This is a genomic window from Bacillus sp. FSL W8-1141 (assembly GCF_038593205.1).
Taxonomy (GTDB): domain Bacteria; phylum Bacillota; class Bacilli; order Bacillales; family Bacillaceae; genus Bacillus; species Bacillus altitudinis.
This window is the reverse complement of sequence record NZ_CP151973.1, coordinates 439,386-458,936: the sequence shown is the minus strand read 5'-3', so window position 1 is coordinate 458,936 and position 19,551 is coordinate 439,386. Positions and strand designations below refer to the sequence as shown.

General features: G+C 38.0%; 19 protein-coding genes and 1 pseudogene. 17 read left to right on the top strand and 3 right to left on the bottom strand.

What is annotated here, in order from left to right; all coding sequences use genetic code 11:
• Positions 1–108 precede the first annotated feature (108 nt).
• Positions 109–1,602 (top strand): peptide MFS transporter, encoded by a 1,494-nt coding sequence (locus NSQ52_RS02195; protein WP_342473874.1) that lies wholly within the window; start codon positions 109–111, stop codon positions 1,600–1,602.
• A 44-nt stretch (positions 1,603–1,646) separates the two neighbouring features.
• Here NSQ52_RS02195 and NSQ52_RS02190 read toward each other — a convergent pair whose 3' ends face one another.
• Complete coding sequence (locus NSQ52_RS02190; RefSeq protein WP_046527513.1) at positions 1,647–3,038, bottom strand: amino acid permease; 1,392 nt, start codon at positions 3,036–3,038, stop codon at positions 1,647–1,649.
• A gap of 366 nt (positions 3,039–3,404) precedes the next feature.
• Between NSQ52_RS02190 and tcyA the strand changes: the two genes are divergently transcribed.
• The 16 genes and pseudogenes from tcyA (at position 3,405) to queC (ending at position 18,333) form a co-directional block, all read left to right on the top strand.
• Positions 3,405–4,220, top strand: a complete 816-nt coding sequence (gene tcyA, locus NSQ52_RS02185; RefSeq protein WP_342473873.1) for a cystine ABC transporter substrate-binding lipoprotein TcyA — start codon at positions 3,405–3,407, stop codon at positions 4,218–4,220.
• The gene (locus NSQ52_RS02180; protein ID WP_008347286.1) at positions 4,207–4,899 is read left to right on the top strand and encodes an amino acid ABC transporter permease; all 693 of its coding nucleotides are present in this window, start codon (positions 4,207–4,209) and stop codon (positions 4,897–4,899) included. Before tcyA ends, NSQ52_RS02180 begins: the two co-directional genes overlap by 14 nt.
• Before the next feature lie 12 nt (positions 4,900–4,911).
• Positions 4,912–5,655 carry an amino acid ABC transporter ATP-binding protein gene (locus tag NSQ52_RS02175; protein WP_007498183.1) on the top strand — a complete coding sequence of 248 codons (744 nt, stop codon included), beginning with the start codon at positions 4,912–4,914 and terminating at the stop codon, positions 5,653–5,655.
• Positions 5,656–5,760: 105 nt separating this feature from the next.
• A pseudogene (locus tag NSQ52_RS02170) lies at positions 5,761–7,114 on the top strand (IS1182 family transposase).
• Between the two features lie 990 nt (positions 7,115–8,104).
• On the top strand, positions 8,105–8,506 hold the full coding sequence (locus tag NSQ52_RS02165) for a 6-carboxytetrahydropterin synthase (protein WP_056703552.1): 402 nt from the start codon (positions 8,105–8,107) through the stop codon (positions 8,504–8,506).
• Positions 8,507–8,735: 229 nt separating this feature from the next.
• On the top strand, positions 8,736–9,737 hold the full coding sequence (locus NSQ52_RS02160; protein WP_162242777.1) for a bis-aminopropyl spermidine synthase family protein: 1,002 nt from the start codon (positions 8,736–8,738) through the stop codon (positions 9,735–9,737).
• 12 nt (positions 9,738–9,749) lie between these two features.
• Entirely contained in the window at positions 9,750–11,399 is a 1,650-nt protein-coding gene (locus NSQ52_RS02155; RefSeq protein ID WP_056703558.1) for a carbamoyltransferase C-terminal domain-containing protein, read from the top strand.
• A 16-nt stretch (positions 11,400–11,415) separates the two neighbouring features.
• Positions 11,416–12,123 carry a DUF5591 domain-containing protein gene (locus NSQ52_RS02150; protein ID WP_056703563.1) on the top strand — a complete coding sequence of 236 codons (708 nt, stop codon included), beginning with the start codon at positions 11,416–11,418 and terminating at the stop codon, positions 12,121–12,123.
• Positions 12,089–12,916 (top strand): glycosyltransferase, encoded by an 828-nt coding sequence (locus NSQ52_RS02145; RefSeq protein ID WP_056703565.1) that lies wholly within the window; start codon positions 12,089–12,091, stop codon positions 12,914–12,916. Before NSQ52_RS02150 ends, NSQ52_RS02145 begins: the two co-directional genes overlap by 35 nt.
• Positions 12,891–13,664 (top strand): class I SAM-dependent methyltransferase, encoded by a 774-nt coding sequence (locus NSQ52_RS02140; protein ID WP_056703568.1) that lies wholly within the window; start codon positions 12,891–12,893, stop codon positions 13,662–13,664. The genes NSQ52_RS02145 and NSQ52_RS02140 overlap by 26 nt, the downstream gene beginning before the upstream one ends.
• Positions 13,665–13,680: 16 nt before the next feature.
• Positions 13,681–14,325 carry a PIG-L domain-containing protein gene (locus NSQ52_RS02135; RefSeq protein ID WP_056703571.1) on the top strand — a complete coding sequence of 215 codons (645 nt, stop codon included), beginning with the start codon at positions 13,681–13,683 and terminating at the stop codon, positions 14,323–14,325.
• 73 nt (positions 14,326–14,398) lie between these two features.
• Positions 14,399–15,349, top strand: coding sequence for an ATP-binding cassette domain-containing protein (locus NSQ52_RS02130; RefSeq protein WP_162242778.1), 951 nt, complete (start codon positions 14,399–14,401; stop codon positions 15,347–15,349).
• Positions 15,346–16,137, top strand: coding sequence for an ABC-2 family transporter protein (locus NSQ52_RS02125; protein ID WP_056703577.1), 792 nt, complete (start codon positions 15,346–15,348; stop codon positions 16,135–16,137). The genes NSQ52_RS02130 and NSQ52_RS02125 overlap by 4 nt, the downstream gene beginning before the upstream one ends.
• Position 16,138: 1 nt before the next feature.
• Entirely contained in the window at positions 16,139–16,924 is a 786-nt protein-coding gene (locus NSQ52_RS02120) for an ABC-2 family transporter protein (protein ID WP_056703580.1), read from the top strand.
• A 10-nt stretch (positions 16,925–16,934) separates the two neighbouring features.
• Positions 16,935–17,636, top strand: a complete 702-nt coding sequence (locus tag NSQ52_RS02115; protein WP_251185572.1) for a radical SAM protein — start codon at positions 16,935–16,937, stop codon at positions 17,634–17,636.
• Position 17,637: 1 nt separating this feature from the next.
• Positions 17,638–18,333, top strand: coding sequence for a 7-cyano-7-deazaguanine synthase QueC (gene queC / locus NSQ52_RS02110; RefSeq protein WP_082515459.1), 696 nt, complete (start codon positions 17,638–17,640; stop codon positions 18,331–18,333).
• A gap of 259 nt (positions 18,334–18,592) precedes the next feature.
• Here queC and NSQ52_RS02105 read toward each other — a convergent pair whose 3' ends face one another.
• Both NSQ52_RS02105 and NSQ52_RS02100 read right to left on the bottom strand, forming a co-directional pair.
• On the bottom strand, positions 18,593–18,877 hold the full coding sequence (locus NSQ52_RS02105) for an AbrB/MazE/SpoVT family DNA-binding domain-containing protein (protein ID WP_041508244.1): 285 nt from the start codon (positions 18,875–18,877) through the stop codon (positions 18,593–18,595).
• Between the two features lie 110 nt (positions 18,878–18,987).
• Positions 18,988–19,548 (bottom strand): class D sortase, encoded by a 561-nt coding sequence (locus NSQ52_RS02100; protein ID WP_039166256.1) that lies wholly within the window; start codon positions 19,546–19,548, stop codon positions 18,988–18,990.
• Between the last annotated feature and the right edge of the window lie 3 nt (positions 19,549–19,551).

Genomic DNA, 19,551 nt, shown 5'->3' with positions numbered 1-19,551 from the left:
CCTATTGAACTAACATTTTCCTGTTTTAGAATAGTTTTATATTGACACAAGAACTATACAAGAATATCATTTTTCTCATATCTCTTTTTTTAAGAAAGGATCTATGCCATGTCTACAATTGACCACGATAAAATTGTTAAAAGTGTTCCTCAAAAAGGTTTTTTTGGACATCCTAAAGGACTTTACACACTGTTTTTCACTGAATTTTGGGAGCGTTTTTCTTATTATGGCATGCGTGCACTGCTTATTTATTATATGTACACAGAGGTGACAAAAGGCGGTCTTGGCTTCGACCAGACAACCGCTAATTCGATCATGTCTGTCTATGGTGCGCTTGTCTATATGTCAGGCATTATTGGCGGATGGCTTGCCGACCGGGTATTTGGTTCATCCAGTACGGTCTTTTATGGCGGGGTATTCATTATGCTTGGTCATGTCATTTTGGCACTACCTAGCGGTGCAACAGCGCTCTTTATTAGTATGGGGCTGATTATTATTGGGACAGGTCTCCTAAAGCCGAACGTCTCAAACATAGTCGGTGACCTGTATACAAAAACAGACCCTCGCAGGGATTCTGGATTCAGTATTTTCTATATGGGGATCAACATGGGTGGTTTTATCGCCCCATTAATTGTCGGAACACTCGGTCAAAAAGTGAATTTCCACCTTGGTTTCTCACTCGCTGCCGTTGGTATGCTTGTTGGACTTATTACGTTTGTCATCACGAAAAAGCCGAATCTTGGACTTGCCGGCACTTATGTCACAAATCCACTATCAGCTGCTGAACGCAAGAACTTCAAAATTTTCGGTACATTGATCATGATTGTACTTGCTGTTTTTGCTGTCATCGGTATTCAAACAGGAGCGCTCACGATTAATCTATTCACTTGGTTTGTCAGTGTCCTTGGTGTGCTGATTCCAATTGTTTATTTTATTGTGATGTATTTTAGTAAAAAAACGAGTGCAGTGGAGCAGTCGAGGGTACTCGCTTATATTCCATTGTTCCTAGCTGCGGTGATGTTCTGGGCCATTCAAGAACAAGGCTCAAATATTTTAGCCACATATGCAGATCAGCGAACAAACTTGAATTTCCTTGGCATGACATTAGCCTCTTCTTGGTTCCAATCATTGAACCCAATCTTTATTGTGCTCCTGTCACCAGTATTTGCTTGGTTATGGGTCAGACTCGGTAAGAAACAGCCGTCTACCCCGATTAAATTCTCACTTGGCCTTCTGTTCGCAGGATTATCCTTTATCATCATGATCATTCCTGCCTACATGTCTGGACCACATACACTTGTAAGCCCACTATGGCTCGTTCTAAGCTTCTTCCTTGTCGTCATCGGAGAGCTTTGCTTATCACCAGTTGGGCTGTCAGCCACAACAAAACTGGCACCTGCTGCCTTCTCAGCGCAAACGATGAGCCTTTGGTTCCTTTCAAATGCAATGGCACAGGCCATCAATGCGCAAGTGGTCAAGCTATTTGATAAAGTGCCAGAAACCGTCTATTTCGGGATCATCGGCATGCTCGCCATCATTTTATGTGGTGTCATGCTCCTGCTTACACCGGTGATTAAGAAAGCGATGAAAGGCGTGCATTAAATTGAAAAAGAAGCCTCCCGAATGGGAAGGCTTCTTTTTTCGAATTAAAACCGAATTTCATCATCTCCGTGGATTTGCAACTGGAGCGGTTCACTTTTCACCTGATGTTTTTTCACATAGCGGTGATAGACAACATATCCAATGATCATGAGCGGTACGCCGACATACAGCCCAATCCGCTGCTCCGCATCAAAGGCAAGACTGATTAGCACAATCGAATTCAGCGTGATCGCAATGATCGGCAGTACCGGATAAAGAGGGGTTTTAAATTTTAGGTTTTCCAGCTTTCCGCCTGCTTTCAAATATCTTCTGCGGAAAAGCAGCTGTGATAATGTAATCGTAATCCAGCCGGTTTGGGCACTCATGCCCGCAATAGACACGATCCAAGCAAAAACGGTTTTCTCTGCAAAAAATCCTGATAATAACGAAATACCTGTAAACAGGAAAGTGAGCAGTAAGGCATTCATCGGGATGCCCCGCTGATTGACTCGTCTAAACGCCTTCCCTGCCATTCCTTCCTTCGACAAAGAGTACAGCATTCTCGTAGAGGCATATAGGCCAGAGTTCGCCACAGATAATAAAGCAATGATAATGACAAAGTTCATGATATCTGCCGCATAAGGAATGCCTGTTCTCTCAAACACAGTGACAAATGGGCTTTGCAGCACACTCGCTTCTTTCCAAGGCACCATACCCGCTAAGACAAAAATAGATAAAACGAAAAAGACAAGGGTGCGCCAAACCGTCTGATGAATCGAGCGAGGTACGGTTTTCTCCGGATTTTCACTTTCTCCTGCCGCAATCCCGATCAGCTCCGTCCCTTGAAACGAAAAATTCACCGTGATCATCGTGACGACAACGGCCAGCAAGCCATTCGGAAACAGACCGTCACTCACAAAATGACTAAAGTAAGGAGCTGGTTCCCCGCTCGTCGTTTGAATAAAACCAAACATCGCCGCTCCGCCTACGCCAATAAATAGTAAGATGGCAACAATCTTAATGGTTGAAAAGAAAAACTCCGACTCCCCGAACGCTTTCGCTGACCTGGCATTTAATAAGAACAAACACAGCCCAAATATGAGACACCAAATCCACACATCCACTTGTGGAAGCCAGCGTCTCATCAGCTGCCCTGCTGATAAAAATTCCAGCGCCACGGTGGCTGCCCAGCCAAGCCAATAAATCCAGCCAACAGCAAATCCTGCTGCAGGACTCACAAATTTCGTCGCATACGTATGAAACGACCCCGACACAGGAAGCGCGACTGACAGCTCTCCAAGACACAGCATGGTTAAATACATAATCAATCCGCCCACTATATAGGAAAGAACAGCTCCAACTGGCCCTGCTTGTCCAATCGTATAGCCTGTTCCAAGGAAAAAGCCTGTCCCAATGACACCGCCAAGAGAAATCATAAATAAATGGCGGGAGGTCATCGCCCTTTTCAATTGTTCGGGCTGATTTTGTCCAACATCCACAATGATGCCCTCCTTCTTCTAAGATGTTCTGTTATCAAAACATGTCTCCATGTGATTATTCCATTTTCAAAACAACCTACTAATTATACATCTTTTATAATAAATATGCTTCCTTCTATCGTCACTGTTACAAAGTCTTTATTTTAGTAATGTTCGCACAACTAAGAGCAAATAGACATTGTAGAGAATGGAGGTTTGAAAGAATTGGGTTCAGGGCATAAAGTTGGTGAGATTCGCTCAAGCTAGTTTCAAATGCTTTACTTTTAGGTTGCTTCTCTGTAAGATCATATGTTGTAAATACCAACAAGAAAAGTGGGGAATAAAATGAAAAAAATGTTCTTTGCCATTATTTTAGGCGCTTGTGTTGCATTGATCACAGCATGTGGATCATCTGCAAACGACAGCGCAAATAAACAATCTGGGTCTAAGGAATCAGGTGACCTTTGGAAGTCCATTCAGGATAAAGGCGTATTAACCATCGGTACAGAAGGTACATATGCTCCTTTCACCTTCCATGACAAAAAGACAGATAAATTAACTGGCTATGATGTCGAGGTCATCACAGAAGTCGCAAAACGTCTTGACTTAAAACCAGAATTCAAAGAAACACAATGGGACAGCATGTTTGCTGGTCTGAATTCAAAACGTTTTGATGTGGTAGCGAACCAAGTTGGTAAAACTGGACGTGAAAATCAATATGATTTCTCTGATAAATACACAACATCTCAAGCCATTGTTGTGACAAAATCAGATAACAATGACATCAAGAAACTTTCTGATGTGAAAGGCAAAAAAGCAGCACAATCATTAACAAGTAACTACAACAAATTAGCTACAGATGCTGGCGCTAAAATTGAAGGGGTTGAAGGTCTTGCACAATCCATTCAATTGATACAGCAAGGGCGTGCTGATTTGACGTTCAATGATAAATTGGCTGTCTTGAATTACTTGAAAACAAGCGGTAACAAAAACCTAAAAGTTGCATTTGAAACAGGAGATCCACAAGAAACGTATTTTGCCTTCAGAAAAGGCAGCGGCGAAGTCGTTGACAAAGTGAATGGCGCACTAAAAGAAATGAAGAAAGACGGTACACTCGCTAAGATTTCTAAGAAATGGTTTGGTGAAGATGTTACAAAATAATATCCTCGGAGTCGTCATTCCGTGGGATCTTCTTCAGCAATCTTTTTGGCCAATGGTGATGCAGGGAATTTATTATACAATTCCCCTCGCCATCATTGCCTTTATCATTGGTCTTTTTATCGCGCTTGTGACAGCTCTTGCTAGAATGTCTAAAATCAAAGCGCTCAGATGGATTTTTTCTATCTATGTGTCGGCTGTTCGCGGAACGCCGCTTTTTGTGCAATTGTTTATTATTTTCTATTTCTTTCCGACATTTAATATCACACTTGATCCCTATCCAAGTGCTATCATCGCTTTTTCTTTAAACGTAGGTGCGTATGCTTCGGAAATTATTCGTGCATCCGTCCTCTCTGTTCCAAAAGGACAATGGGAAGCGGGGTATTCGATTGGGATGACCCATCGCAAAACGCTCGTCCGCGTGATTTTACCGCAGGCAGTGCGTGTATCGATTCCGCCGCTGTCTAATTCATTCATTAGTTTGGTGAAAGATACATCGCTTGCCTCCCAAATCCTCGTGGCAGAGATGTTCCGTAAATCACAAGAAATTGCTGCGGCGAACTTGGATCAAATTTTATTTATTTATATGGAAGCAGCCCTGATTTATTGGGTATTCTGCTTCATTCTATCGCTCGTTCAACACCAAATTGAAAAACGACTTGATCGATATGTCGCAAGGTAAGGAGGGAACGACATGCTAACAGTCAAAGGCTTAAACAAATCCTTTGGTGAAAATGAGATTTTAAAGTCGATTGATTTTACGATCAACAAAGGGCAGGTTGTGGCGATCCTTGGTCCATCAGGTTCAGGAAAAACAACGATGCTTCGCTGTTTAAATGCACTTGAAATTCCAAATGCCGGCTCCTTTACCTTCGATGATTTCTCGATTGATTTTTCTAAAAAAAATAAACAAGCTGATTTGCTCAAGCTTCGCCGGAAGTCAGGCATGGTGTTTCAAGATTATCATCTGTTCCCACATCGCACTGTTCTTGAGAATGTGATGGAAGGTCCAGTCCAAGTCCAGCGCCGTCCGAAAGAAGCGGTGCGAAAAGAAGCGATTCAGCTCCTGCAAAAGGTAGGACTTGAGGATAAAAAAGATTTGTATCCCTTCCAGCTGTCAGGCGGTCAAAAGCAGCGTGTCGGCATTGCCCGTGCACTTGCCATTCAGCCAGAGCTTATGCTTTTTGATGAACCAACCTCTGCGCTAGATCCTGAGCTTGTCGGAGAAGTCTTAAAGGTCATGAAGGATCTAGCGAAAGAAGGCTGGACGATGGCGGTTGTCACACATGAAATCAAGTTTGCCCAAGAAGTGGCGGACGAAGTGATTTTTATTGATGGCGGCGTCATCGTCGAACAAGGTCCTCCAGAGGAAATTTTCAAACGACCAAAGGAAGAACGAACAAAACAATTCTTAAACCGGATTTTGAATCCAGTATGATGAAAAAAGGCTGTTCTCATCATGTGAGAACAGTCAGCTTGTAGACAAAGTCTACAAGCTTTTTTATATAATAAGGGTAATAACACAATTCTGTGGGGGATGAACATGTTATGGAAACATGAAGAAGAAAGAAGAAATCAACTAGAAGTAGTGGCTTTAGATGAATTAGTACCTAAAGATCATCTTGTACGAAAAATTGATCAAGCGATCGATTTTGATTTAATTTATGATCTCGTCAAAGATCATTATAGTTCTGTTAACGGTAAACCAAGTGTGGATCCCTTTGTTCTCATTAAAATGGTTTTGATTCAATATCTATTCGGCATTCGCTCCATGCGTCAAACCATTAAAGAAATTGAAACCAATGTGGCTTATCGTTGGTTTATTGGATATGGATTTTCGGAGAAAATTCCGCACTTTTCTACCTTCGCTAAGAGCTACGTGAAACGCTTCCACGATACAGATTTATTTGAACAAATTTTTTACCGAATCTTAAGAGAAGCGATGAAAAAATGTCTCGTTGACCCTTCTATCGCCTTCATTGCTCAACCCATGTAAAAGCGAACGCTAATAAGAAAAAACTTGAAAAGAAAATCGTTCGAGTAGAAACACGAAGTTATCAAAATCAGCTTCATGAGGAGATCAATATTGATTGTGAAGAACATGGAAAAAAGCCCTTCCCCTACAGAATAAAGAAAAGGAAAAAGAAATCAAGGTCAGTACAACTGAACCAGAGAGTGGCTACTATGTAAAGGATGAACGTGAAAAGTTATTTGCTTATTCATTTCATACAGCTTGTGATTCAAAAGGATTTATTTTAGGATCACTGGTCACTGGTGGAAATGTTCATGATAGTCGTATGTTAGATTCACTCGTATCAAAGGTGACAAAGAAAGTCGGAAAACCAAATGTAGTTGCAGTAGATGCTGGATATAAAACATCCTTACATCGCCAAGTTTTTAATGGATAAGAGATAAGACCTGTCATGCCTTACACTCGTCCGAGAACAAAAGCTGGTTACTTGAAAAAGAATGAATATGTGTATGATGCACATTTTGATTGTTACATTTGCCCAAACGGGCAAATTCTTTCTTATCGTACAACAACTAGAGAAGGCTATAAGCAATATACGTCCGATTCAGAGGTATGTAAATCCTGCTCATTTCTAGAGAACTGTACACAAAGTCAAAATCATACCAAACAAATTCATCAGCATATTTGGCAGGACTATCTAGATGAAGCAGACCATCTGAGACTCACACAAATGAATATGGACATCTATGCAAAACGGAAAGAAACAATAGAAGGCGCCTTTGCGGATGCAAAAGAAAAGCATGGTATGCGTTGGACGAAACTTCATGGACTAAAAAAAATTTGAATGCAAGCGATGCTTACTTTCGCTACCATGAATCTTAAAAAATTAGCAAACTGGACATGGAAAGAACCATGTCCAGCGTAAGACATCAGATAGATTTTATCGAAATAAGTGAAAACCCCACTTTTACTTGAAGTAAAGGTGGGGTTTGTCTACGGTCTGACTGTTCTCATCATGTGAGAACAGTTTTTTTGATTTTACGCATCAAGCTAGCAAATCTGCATGGACCCATAAAGTTATCATGGCCAAAATAATTATTCAATCTTACGATAATTTTTTATTAACCATTTCATCTAAAAAATTGGATGACTTCTCTCCCATACAATTTTTATTAACTAAAAAAAAACTGTAAAAGTATTTTCAAATTAAAAAATTACTGATTGATTTCCCTTAAAACTTGATAAAACGATAGTTTATTTCTTACTGTATATTTTATATTTTATAAATTTTAATAGGTACAGCCCTTAAATATTGAATCTTTCCTTTCAGTATCAAAATCTAAGGAACACATTTTTTATGAGTAGAATTACTCTTAAAAGCAGCAATATTTCAAATTCATTAATTTTTAAGGAAAAACGACAATTTTCACCTTACTTCGACAAAACGACGGTGTTATATTGCATTTAGATACATTTTATTACATCAATGGATAATTAGTTGAATTAAAGAGTAAAAATGACAATTTTGATATACCTCGTTTTAAACAAATGTTAATTCGTTTAAAACTAAATGAAACGCCAGCAAACAAATATATATCTATATTTACAATTCATGTAGCAAAGCCAGTTTTTAAAAGAACATTCTAACACATGTATTTGTCATTCAAACGGCGCTTAACTTAATCCTTCAAGCCTAGAATTTAAACTAAACCAATAAATTCTATCCTCTTTGAAATGCACAGTTATTTTTCATCATGATAAACACCTTATTGTTTCCTTAACAAATATCTTACGTGAAACCTATAATTAATTATCCGAATTTTGCAATACTTATATGCATAAATGGAAAATTTAAATTGCTTCTTAATCCGAAAATTAAATTGTATAAACATAGTATAAAAAAGGGGTTAAATCCATGAGTAATCAATATATCTATACATTAACTAAACATTTCTGGATTTCTTGCGCCCATAAAGTCACAGGTGCGGGAAAATGCGCAAGGCTTCATGGCCATAACTACAAGGTTACCTTTTGCATTACCGGTTCAGCATTAGACGAAAAAGATATGTTAATAGATTTTCGTGAAGTGAAGCACCATTTAGAGAAAAAGTATGATCATTATGTGCTAAATGATTTTGACGAATTTAACAAAATAAAAGGAGGATATGAGCCGAGCACCGAAAGGGTCGCTCAGGTTTTTTTCGAGATAATAGAATCATTATGCAACGCAAAGAGGAATCAGCCGCATATTAAATGGATTGAAGTTCAAGAAACCAATGAAGCCAGTGCGAGATACGAAAAACTTGAAAGGAGGTGATCTTGTGGAAAAAGAAATCGTGAAAAAAGAGGAAGATCAAATTTCTGAAGATTTGCTCTTGACTGACGAATTGGAGCTTGAAGAAAAAGAACTTTTTTTAACCAACGCTAAGACGATATAACAAAAAATAGGATCTACAAAACAAATCGTTTTGTAGATCCTGATAATGATAGGGTGTGATCTTATAGACATTTTAAAAAAATGCTATGAAGATTTTTTAAAGATAGATATGGAAACAGAAATCGGACATCTTCTTAAACATAAGCAAGCTGAAAAAATAATTGGCATATGGAACTTATGGAGCGGTATCAGCTTCACACAGTTTGAAAAGTATGTGTGGCAATGCATAAATAAGGCAAAAAAAATTCAAGACGTCATCAATATAACCGGAACGATGCACATTGCCATAAATCTCCTCTACGTTTTAAGGAATCACCAACTATGTAAAATAAGCAAAATTGGCGAAATCGAATTTTCAAATGATCTGATGAACTTTGAGGTTGCTGGTGATCTCGCAACTGCGGTTTTTCCGGAACGGATAAGAAACAAAAAAGAACATGGGCAGTTTCAAGCAACATGGACCACTTCGGTTAAGCGTGCAAATATAATTTTTGAGAAAGTGCCTCCGTGGAAAGATGTATTTTTTTGCGGCGATGATGATTTAACAAGCCTTGCTCTTGCCCAAATCAGTGGCAACGCATTTAACATATCTGTAGGTGATATAGACAGCGATCTCGTGTCTTTTATAGAATCCATCAACAGACGGGAAGGGTTGCAAATTGAAACATTTGAATTTGATGTCACATATGAAGCCCCTGACAGGCTTAAAAAGAAATACGACGTATTCCATTGTGATCCCCTCGATCATGGGCAAGGCATAGATTTATGGTTACAGAGGGCACAAGAAGTATTGAAAGGCGAACCAGGGGATTTGATTTATCTGAATATTAGTGCGGATCGTCTCGGACAAAGAGAGTATCTTCTATTCAAGCATCTCCACGAGATGGGCTTTTACTTGGAGGAAAAACATAAAAATTTTAGTAGCTATCAAGTGGAAGAAGAACCTTTTTTAAATAAGGAAAAATTAAATGATGAAATAGGAAAATTAAACCTTGAGTACAGCGCAATAAAAGATTTATATATTCATACAGATCTATATGTTTTCATCAGAAAAGCGGTTAGATCAATTTTTCTTCCGCAAGAATTTTTGGAGATTAGAAGAAAAATATGATGAGGTGTTTTAATGTACGTGCTAGGTATAAATGGTTGGGATAAAGGTGTGCACGATACGAGTGCAAGTTTATTTTATCAAGGAAAATTGCTCGCTGCCGCTGAAGAAGAACGATTTATAAGAAGAAAAAAAGCTTTTGACACAGTGCCCGTTCATTCTATTTCTTATTGCTTGCACGAAGCAGGTATTACAGCAGATGAAGTCGACTATATAGCATTAGGCTGGGATGTGGAAAAACTTGAAATTGAGTATGGCGACAAACAAAGGCTGACAACTAAAGATATCTTGCATTGTGTTTTCCCTAAAAATATGTTTCCGAGAAAAAAAGACCCAACACTACAAATGTATCCCCACCATCAAGCCCACGCTGCTGGCGCATACTATAGTTCCGGATTTGATGACGCAGCAATACTTGTAGTAGACGGTTCGGGCGAGGAAGAGTCCATCACAATCGCTAAAGGAGAAAAAGGGCATATCGATTATCTTGAAGTTTACCCTTTGGAATGTTCCTTGGGAATCTTTTATGAGGGGTTATCAAAATATATTGGTCTGGGCAGATTTAGAGAAGGAAAAACAATGGGCTTGTCATCTTATGGAGTATGGGAAGGGAACGTCCCGTTAATTGTCAACAAACATGATGGATATAGAAGAACTTATAATCAAATTTTAACAGATTGGGTACGTTACTTTTATAAAAAATTCGGTGAAAAGAGAAATTCAGCACATTATGTCTACGACCACAAAGGGGCTAAACTATACGATCAACTTGATGCATTATCTTATAATCATGTGGCAGCTTTTGGACAAAAAGCATTGGAAGAGAATTTGATCTACCTTGCCAAGAGGGCGATAGAGATTACCGGTTGCTCTCGATTATGCATCTCCGGCGGCGTCGGGCTTAACTGTGTAAGCAATAGGAAACTGCTTGACTTAGAAGAAGTTAAAGATATTTTTATACAGCCCGCTGCATCTGATGCAGGAGTATCATTAGGGGCAGGAGCAATGCTGTCTAAAGAACTGGGTTTTGATGTAAAGCTTTCGAAAGACCATGTCTATTCAGGACCGGCCTTTAGTGATAGAGAAATTAAAGATTTGCTAGAACAATACAAAATTAAATATGAGTTTTTTGAGAATGGCATAAACGAAGCTGCAGTCGAGCTTTTAAAAAAAGGAAGTGTCGGAGCTAGATTTTCCGGAAGAATGGAATTCGGACCAAGAGCTTTAGGAAACCGAAGCATTCTGGCCAATCCGCAAAGCAAAACAATGCTTCAAAGGGTAAATTATATAAAAGAAAGGGAACAATGGCGCCCACTTGCACCTAGCATTAATGCAGAGAATCAGACGATGGCGATAAACGAGGTAACGGCATCTCCTTATATGCTTTTAAACGCAACAATACATAAATCCTCGCTAGAGTTGCTTCAGGCAGTAACTCATATCGATGGTTCCACAAGGCCTCAAATCGTAGATAGAGAGGTGAATTCACCTTATTGGGAGCTTATTCAATGTTTTTATGAAGAAACCGGAATACCAGCTGTTTTAAATACGTCTTTTAATATTGGAAATGAGCCGATCGTTTGTTCACCGAAGGATGCAATTCGTTCATTTTTTTGTTCTGAGCTAGATTTTCTATTCTTAAATCATTTTTTAATCAAAAAATAAGATGAGGTGAGTGTTCATGAGTTCTACCTATCCAAACTTTCCGGAATACAAACTGAAAAACATCTATAAGGGGGAAACCTTCTTTAAGAGAGGGGCGACCAGCGACCATATCTTTCACGAAGAATTTGAACAATGGCAAAAATTCTTTTGTAGTGATGAGTACCTTCCGCCAGCCGGAAAAGACATCATTTTATTCCAAGTCTGCACATGGGCAAAACCATATGACTTTTCTTATATTGGAAAAAAAATAAGAAAGATAACAAATAAATTTGAAAGGATACACCCCATCATATTGTCTAATGCAGGCGTTATCCCTTATGAATATCAAATGAATCCGGCATTTTGCGCATACGATTGGATACAAACAGAGGATATATCCGAAGAAGAAGCTTTAAGAATGAAAAAATTATATCAAGATTCACTTTTAAATCGAATAAAGAATTATTTAACCTCCAAGCAGCAACATTATAAAGCAGTTGTACACTATTGCATGCCAATAAAGGATTCAATTGTGACTGACATTCATGATTTTTGCAAAACAATAGACCTCACATATTTTCATACACCTGGTTTGGAGACATTCAGAAGTTCAAAAGGCGTCTTGACTAACTTAAAGGATTGGGGAGAGTTTTATATTTTAGATCCTGTGTTGAATGATTTGGAAAATACTTTAAAAAAGGTGAGTAGCATTGATAGATCTGTCAATCGTAATACCAGCTTATAATGACCCTAGACTTGACGATTGTTTAAAAAGCATAGACATAGAGGCAGAAATTATAGTCGTACTCAACGGCGCAACCAAACAAGTTGAAAATATCGCCAAAAAACACAATGCAATAATGGTCTATCTTCCCTTTCCAAATCTTGCAAAGGCTTATAACGAAGGAATCAAGTCTTCAAGCAAAAATAATGTTCTGCTAATGGATTCAGATTGTATTTTTAGAAAAGGCTGTATAGATAAGTTATACAACATGTTGTATAAACATCCGTTAGCTAAAGGAAGGGTTCTTTTTGCCTACCGGTCAAAAACAGAAAAAATAATTGCAACTTCCAGACATATTCATACTACTAAAAAAAATGCGTATTCCCCCCCTTTAGCATTTAGAAAGAATATTTTAGATCAAATAGACAACTATTATTTTGACGATCAAATAAACTGGACAGAAGATTATGATTTTGATGCAAGAGTGAGGAGGGCTGATCTCAGCATCGGATACGATGATAGTGCCCAAGTCATACATCCTGCCTTGACGCTGTTAGGCGATTTGAAAAGCTCTTACAACTATGGAAGGGGACAAGCAAGAGGGGTTAAATCGAATAAAGAATGGTATTCTCCTCCTAGCAACCTGTTGAAAAGCATGCTAAAAAGTTGGACTCCTTTGAAAAATAGGTTTGGTACGGGTGTAGCTATTTATCTTTCTTTATGGCAGATTGCATTTTTCATGGGGTTTAAAAAGGAAAGCAAATCATTTGAAAGAGGTGTAAAAAAGAGTGGTTCAGCAAATACAACAGTATGACAATATCTCTAGCGTTTATGATAAATTAATTCCTGAACCGGACGGACTATTTGATTTCTACAGCAGCTTTGTAAAGGAAGGTATCACAATTCTTGACATCGGATGCGGATCTGGCCGACTGGCCTTTCAATTAGCCCAAAACGGTGCAACCGTTCATGCTATCGATATTTCCGCAGGGATGGTTGAAAATGCAAAAAGGAAACTTGCTACATCTGACCAGAAAACATTAGAACGTATACATTTTGAGAAGGCCGATATAAAAAATTTCCATTGTGATAGCCAATTTGATTATATTTTTATGAGCGGTGGTGTTTTTGAGTATCTTTTGACCCCAAAAGATCAGGTCGAAGCGCTAAAAAAAATTAAGCAACTGCTAAAACCTGAAGGCAAGTTTATTTTTGACATCATATCGCCGCCGCAAGTCTGTCCTTACGACAAGAGGCAAAAAGATTTTGGAAACACAGCTAATCCCTCCAAAGATCATCAATATATTAAATCCCAAAGTATATTTCGAATAGACCATTATAAACAAATTGTATCAACTTATTGTTTATTTGAAATACATCAAGGTGATAAAGCAACGGAGAAATACGAATTCAAGTTTTTAACTAGATATTCACTACCGACAGAACTGTTTTATCTTCTAAAATCCAGAGGTTTTACTGTTTTAGACTTTTATGGGGATTACAATAGAGAACCTTTCAAGCGAGGCAGCGAGTTTATGATCTACATCACAAAGCTTTCTTAAAGAAAGGAGAAAGTGAATGCACACAAATAACAGAAAACATTTAGTCATCGCGCCACATCATGACGATGAAATGATCGGATGCGGGGGAACAATTGCCAAAGCGATTAAACGCGGGGATCAGGCGAGAATTATTATCGTCACAAAGGGCGAACTTTCCGGAATCGATGGCAGCATTGAACAAAATATTCAAATACGTGAAAACGAATGCAAAAGAGCTTGCGCAATCATCGGCACACAAGATATTCATTTTTTAAAAGAAAAAGACCGGGCGCTCACCTATAGAAGAGATCTTGTTGAAAGAGTGCTGATGCATATAGATGATTATCGGCCTGATTATGTATACTATCCTCACTCGGAAGAAGCTGACCGTGACCATCGAATTGTTCATGAAATTACCAGTGAGGCATTATTTTTAAACCGCTCTAATTTTCTGCGAAACAAAAACAAGATCAAAAGATGTTTGCAGTATGAGATTTGGACTCCGTTAACCACTTATCAATTAGTCAGTGATATCAGTAGTGTGATAGACCAAAAAATGGAGGCTTTAAGCGCATATAAATCTCAAGGAGCCATCCTCCAATTGGAAAATGGGGTTAAAGGGTTAAATGCATATAGAGGTATGCAGGTCGGCACTGAGTTCGCAGAAATTTTCAAATTTTAAAACTTATCAACGGAAGGATTTGGTTATGTTCATACAGGTCGAAAATGTATCACGTTCATTCAGCAGAGCTTCAATGGATGAAGGATTTTGGAATTCCGTTAAGAGTCTATTTCATAGAGAAAAAGAAGTCATTCATGCTATAAACAATGTTTCTTTTTCAATTCCAAAAGGAAAAATTATTGGTCTTATCGGTGCAAATGGGGCAGGCAAGTCAACTTTAATTAAGCTGATGACGGGTTTGATTACACCGACTTCAGGGAGGATAACGGTCGATTCATTTACGCCGCATAAAAAAGAACCGGCGTTTTTAAAGAAAATAGGGGTTGTATTAGGACAAAAAAATCAATTGTGGTGGGATCTTACACCATACGAAACATTTTTGCTCCATAAAGAAATATATCAGATTGCCCAAGCTGAGTTTGAGGATCATATAGAGCGACTGACAACCGCTTTGCATGTGAAGCATGTTGTGAGATCTCCCGTTCGAAATCTTTCTCTTGGCGAAAGAATGAAATGTGAATTGGTAGCCGCGCTACTTCACTCTCCTGAGATTTTATTTTTGGATGAGCCAACAATTGGCTTAGATTTTATTGCTCAAAAAAATATTAGACGATTCTTGAAGTCATACTGCCGGGAACGGGAAGTGACAGTTATCTTAACGAGCCATTATTTACAGGATATCGAGGAGCTTTGTGAGCAAATTATGATTTTGCGAGATGGAGCGCTTTATTATAATGGGAGCTTTAAAGGTTTGCCAGGTTTAAACGATGATGAATACAAGTTGTTGTCGATCACCCTATCAGAAATGGAAAACCTTTCGCTTTTGAAGCAATATGGTGAAATCATCGAAGAACTGGATCATACTGTTCTTTTGAAAATTAGTAGAAATACATTCAGTCAGGCTTTGAGGGATATTATCAATAATTACGATATTATTCATTTTGAGGAGAAGCATACAGAAATCCAATCTTTATTAGAGGAGATTTATAAACAATCAGAGCATGTCGGAGTTGAAAAAAATTGAGAAAATATATTAAGCCGGGGCTCATGGCCATACAGACGGCTTTTCAGTATCGACTCAACACCCTGCTGTATATGGCATTTAGCCTGCTTCCACTTATTGCAGTCATTTATTTATGGCAGAATGTCTACGATCAAAAACAAATCATTGAAGGCTACACAATTGAATCAATGATTACATATTTAATTATAGCAAAGATTCTCGAGATCTTATTGCTTCCTTCTTTCCACTGGTCAATTCAAGATGAGGTGAGCAGCGGTGAACTTTCAAAATATTTAACAAAACCTATTTCATACTGGGGATTCTGGTTTTCAAAAAATACCGGAAATAAGCTGGTCCAATTAACGCTTGTTATTATTCCAATAGGAATTATTTCTTTTTGCAATAGAGAATATTTTTTATTTCCTGATTTTCATGATTTAGCAGGTCTGATTGCAGCTGCCATCTTGGCGATGATTTTGTATTATAATTTGTATTTTCTTGTTTCTCTATTTTCTTTTTATTTTGTTGAGATAGCTTCGTTCTTTTTTACAGTAGATATTTTGCTTGAACTGCTATCAGGTACGCTATTTCCATTAAAGCTTTTGCCGGACCCATTTTTTCATATCGTTAAAAATCTCCCATTTGCCTATTTGATTGATTTTCCTGTAAACATATATCTTGGCCGTTTGGGAATGGGAGAAATCTTTTACGGCTTATTTATTCAACTTATATGGATCGGCATACTTTCTGCTTTTTCGAAGTATGCGTGGAAACGTGCGATGTCAAAATATGAATCGGTTGGTGCATGAAATGAGATACATCACTCTTTTTCTCCACATTGTTAAAATCAATAGCATTAATTTAATGATGTACAGAACCAACTTCTTTATGAATATTATTGACAGTCTCATATGGTTTGTCATTACACTAATTTTTTTCAATACACTCTTTGGTTATGTGGAAAACGTCAATGGATGGAGTATATATGACATTTATTTACTAATCGGAACAAGCGAGATATTAAAATCTTTAATTTTTGTATTGTTTATCAATAACCTTCCCTATATCCCATCATTGGTTAATAAAGGAACCTTGGATCTTCTTTTATTAAAGCCCGTAAACAGCCAGTTTATTATTTCTTTGCGGAAATTAGATATGGGGAATTTCGGGAATTTAATTCCAGCAATTTTGCTTGTTATATATGCATTGATCAATCTACATGTCGCCTTACAAATAAACCAAATATTTGAATATTTGTTCCTTATTTTAACCGGAGTAGTGCTGGCTTACGCACTCTGGTTTATCACTATGACATTATCGATTTGGATTACGAAAGTTGACGGTCTGCACGAATTGTTTTTAGGGGCAATGACGCTATTTAGATATCCGACGTCTTTTTTTAAAGGGATTGGCAGAATAATTTTTGTTTTTATTTTTCCTATAGTGATCGTCGCAAATGTACCGGTGGAACGCCTTCTTGATGTGTCTAATGAAACAAACGTTTATCAGTATTTCTTATATGTTATTGGTTTTCTAGTATGTAGCGCGATATTTTGGAAATTCTCTCTGAAACATTATCAGAGCGCGGGAGGGTGATGAGCGTAAAATGAATGCAGATACAACAGTATTACCAATGGTCGAAATTTTCGAAACAATAGAGGGTGAAGGATCTGCTGTGGGAAAACAGACGACATTTATAAGGCTGTTTCATTGTAATCTGCGTTGTGTGTGGTGCGATACAAAATACAGCTATGCCCCCAGCAAACCCGAGTTTGAAGCTACAATAGAAGAGATCGCACAGAAGGTGTCCCGTTTGGCAAACCATTATGTTTGTTTAACCGGGGGAGAGCCCTTAATCCATGGGGAAAAATCTTTAGCTTTAATTCAGAGGCTGGCTAAAATCGATGTAATTAAAGATATTCATATTGAAACAAATGGTGCTATTCATTTAAAGACTTTTATAAACATGAGGCGTCAATCCCCTAAAATGTCCAATAAAGTTCGATTTATAATGGATTTTAAACTACCAGAAAGTGGAGAAATGGAAAAAATGATCTATGAAAACTTTGATTTATTAGATGAAAATGATGAAATCAAATTTGTTATAGGATCTGAAAACGATTTTCAAATCGCCATGGATGTTATTGACAAGCATCATAAAAAGGGCCGGCTATTAATGAGTCCGGTTTGGGAGACGATGAAGCCAGCGAATCTAGTCAAAAAAGTTCTAAACAGCCGGCGGAAAGATATTCAAGTTAATCTTCAGATTCACAAAATCATTTGGGATCCGAAAGAAAGGGGTGTTTAATATTAAAAAGAATGATAAGAAAGCAGTCGTTGTTTTAAGCGGTGGATTAGACAGTGCCACCTGCATGGGAATTGCAGAGAATGAAGGATACAAGTTGCATGCCCTCACGTTTTACTATGGGCAGAGACATTCCAGAGAAGTGGAACAAGCTAAAAAAATTGCAGAGCATTATCAAGTACAAGAGCATAAAATTGTAAATATTGATTTTTTAAAAAATTTAGGAGGCAGCGCATTAACCGATGAAAATATAGATGTACCGAAAAAAGTGAATCAAAATAACATCCCGATAACATATGTACCGGCTAGGAATTTAATTTTTCTCTCCTGTGCATCAGCTTATGCGGAAGTGATTAAAGCAGAAGCTATTTTCACTGGAGTAAGTAGAGTCGACTACAGTGGGTATCCAGATTGCCGTCCAGAGTTTATTGAAAGCTTAAACAATACGGTCCGTCTTGCGACCAAAAGAAATATCGAAGGGGAAAAAACAAACATTTATACTCCTCTTATCAATTTAAGTAAAGCGGATACAATAACGCTGGGACTTAAGTTGAATGTGCCTTACGAGCTTACTACCTCCTGCTACAACGGAGAAGAGTATGCCTGTGGTGAATGTGACAGTTGCACATTAAGGTTAAAAGGTTTTAAAGAGGCTGGTTATAAAGATCCTATTACTTATAAAAATATTCAAATGATTTAAAAAACGGAAAATCGGTAGACACCAAAGATAACCTTATCATTTAAGTAAACAATAAATCAATGTACTGATCAATTTTACGAATCAGGTGATCCTCTTTGATCCAATTGATCTAACAATACAAATTCTGCTTCGTGCTGAGGATAATTTCTAATGTGGAACATGAGAAAATCACCTTCCTGTACTAGACTTTTTCCTATTATAAATGAGAACATGGAAAATTTAAGAAAAAGGCTGTCAAGATTTTCTCGACAGCCTTTTTTTATATCTCTTTTTGCAGCCGCAGCGCTAGTAAATCTTGCAGGAGCAGTCTCGCTCCCTCTGGGCTGACAACTACACCGCCTGACAGCGCCTTATTGGAACAGGTGACTTGCCCTGTAACGATACAAGGTTTATCCTGCCAATAAGGCTTTATCACAATGTGACTTTCTTCTTGATAGATTTCAATAAAATCTTGTGGATGAATTTTCAACCGTTTTCTTATATCTGTCGGCAGGACAATTCTTCCAACGTTATCTATATACTTTACATCTTCTTTATTTAACAAATTGACCCCCCCTGCATCTCTAGATATGATATAGAAGATTCCCTGTTTATCAAGGGATTAAGCGCTCTAATCGGTTAATGAAAAGAATGAGCTGCAGGCTGCTCCAGTGGCTAAACACGCTTCCCATATATAATATATCTGTTTGGCGCAGGCCCAATGAAAGAAAAAGGATAACATGTGGTGAGGACAAGTTCTTCCTTTTCCTGTTGTAGTGTAATAATACTTTGATCATCTTTTTTCACAATCTTTGTTTTCTCAATTTCATAGGTAAACCGACCGTATGAAAGCTCTATGACAAGTTGATCCCCTTTCACAAGTTCTCCTGTTCGTCTAAACACAGTATCACGATGCCCAGATAAAACGATTTGTCCCTGTTCGTTAGGAAAATAGCTCTCGTGATAATGACCCACTCCCTTTGCCAAATCCTCCGCCGCTGTTCCTTCTACAATTGGTAACTCAGCGTTTAACTTTGGAATGTGCAAGAGCCCAATGGTTTCACCAGCCTCCGGCACAAAAGAGGAATCCATTTTCCCCTTTTGCTGGATGGCTGCTTGCGCTGACTGGAATGATTGATCTACTTGTCTTTGTCCATCAACGATTTTCATATATCCTACAATCACAAGACAAATACCTGCTGTAATCAATAGAGCTGAGATGATTTTTTGAAACATGGA

What these genes read in the sequence shown, in the direction of transcription:
- NSQ52_RS02100 (WP_039166256.1), bottom strand. Translation starts at nt 19,548, where the DNA reads ATGTTTCAAAAAATCATCTCAGCTCTATTGATTACAGCAGGTATTTGT.
- NSQ52_RS02155 (WP_056703558.1), top strand. Translation starts at nt 9,750, where the DNA reads ATGTACGTGCTAGGTATAAATGGTTGGGATAAAGGTGTGCACGATACG.
- NSQ52_RS02180 (WP_008347286.1), top strand. Translation starts at nt 4,207, where the DNA reads ATGTTACAAAATAATATCCTCGGAGTCGTCATTCCGTGGGATCTTCTT.
- NSQ52_RS02115 (WP_251185572.1), top strand. Translation starts at nt 16,935, where the DNA reads ATGAATGCAGATACAACAGTATTACCAATGGTCGAAATTTTCGAAACA.
- NSQ52_RS02135 (WP_056703571.1), top strand. Translation starts at nt 13,681, where the DNA reads ATGCACACAAATAACAGAAAACATTTAGTCATCGCGCCACATCATGAC.
- NSQ52_RS02175 (WP_007498183.1), top strand. Translation starts at nt 4,912, where the DNA reads ATGCTAACAGTCAAAGGCTTAAACAAATCCTTTGGTGAAAATGAGATT.
- NSQ52_RS02165 (WP_056703552.1), top strand. Translation starts at nt 8,105, where the DNA reads ATGAGTAATCAATATATCTATACATTAACTAAACATTTCTGGATTTCT.
- NSQ52_RS02190 (WP_046527513.1), bottom strand. Translation starts at nt 3,038, where the DNA reads ATGACCTCCCGCCATTTATTTATGATTTCTCTTGGCGGTGTCATTGGG.
- NSQ52_RS02150 (WP_056703563.1), top strand. Translation starts at nt 11,416, where the DNA reads ATGAGTTCTACCTATCCAAACTTTCCGGAATACAAACTGAAAAACATC.
- tcyA (WP_342473873.1), top strand. Translation starts at nt 3,405, where the DNA reads ATGAAAAAAATGTTCTTTGCCATTATTTTAGGCGCTTGTGTTGCATTG.
- NSQ52_RS02130 (WP_162242778.1), top strand. Translation starts at nt 14,399, where the DNA reads ATGGATGAAGGATTTTGGAATTCCGTTAAGAGTCTATTTCATAGAGAA.
- NSQ52_RS02195 (WP_342473874.1), top strand. Translation starts at nt 109, where the DNA reads ATGTCTACAATTGACCACGATAAAATTGTTAAAAGTGTTCCTCAAAAA.
- NSQ52_RS02120 (WP_056703580.1), top strand. Translation starts at nt 16,139, where the DNA reads ATGAGATACATCACTCTTTTTCTCCACATTGTTAAAATCAATAGCATT.
- NSQ52_RS02160 (WP_162242777.1), top strand. Translation starts at nt 8,736, where the DNA reads ATGGAAACAGAAATCGGACATCTTCTTAAACATAAGCAAGCTGAAAAA.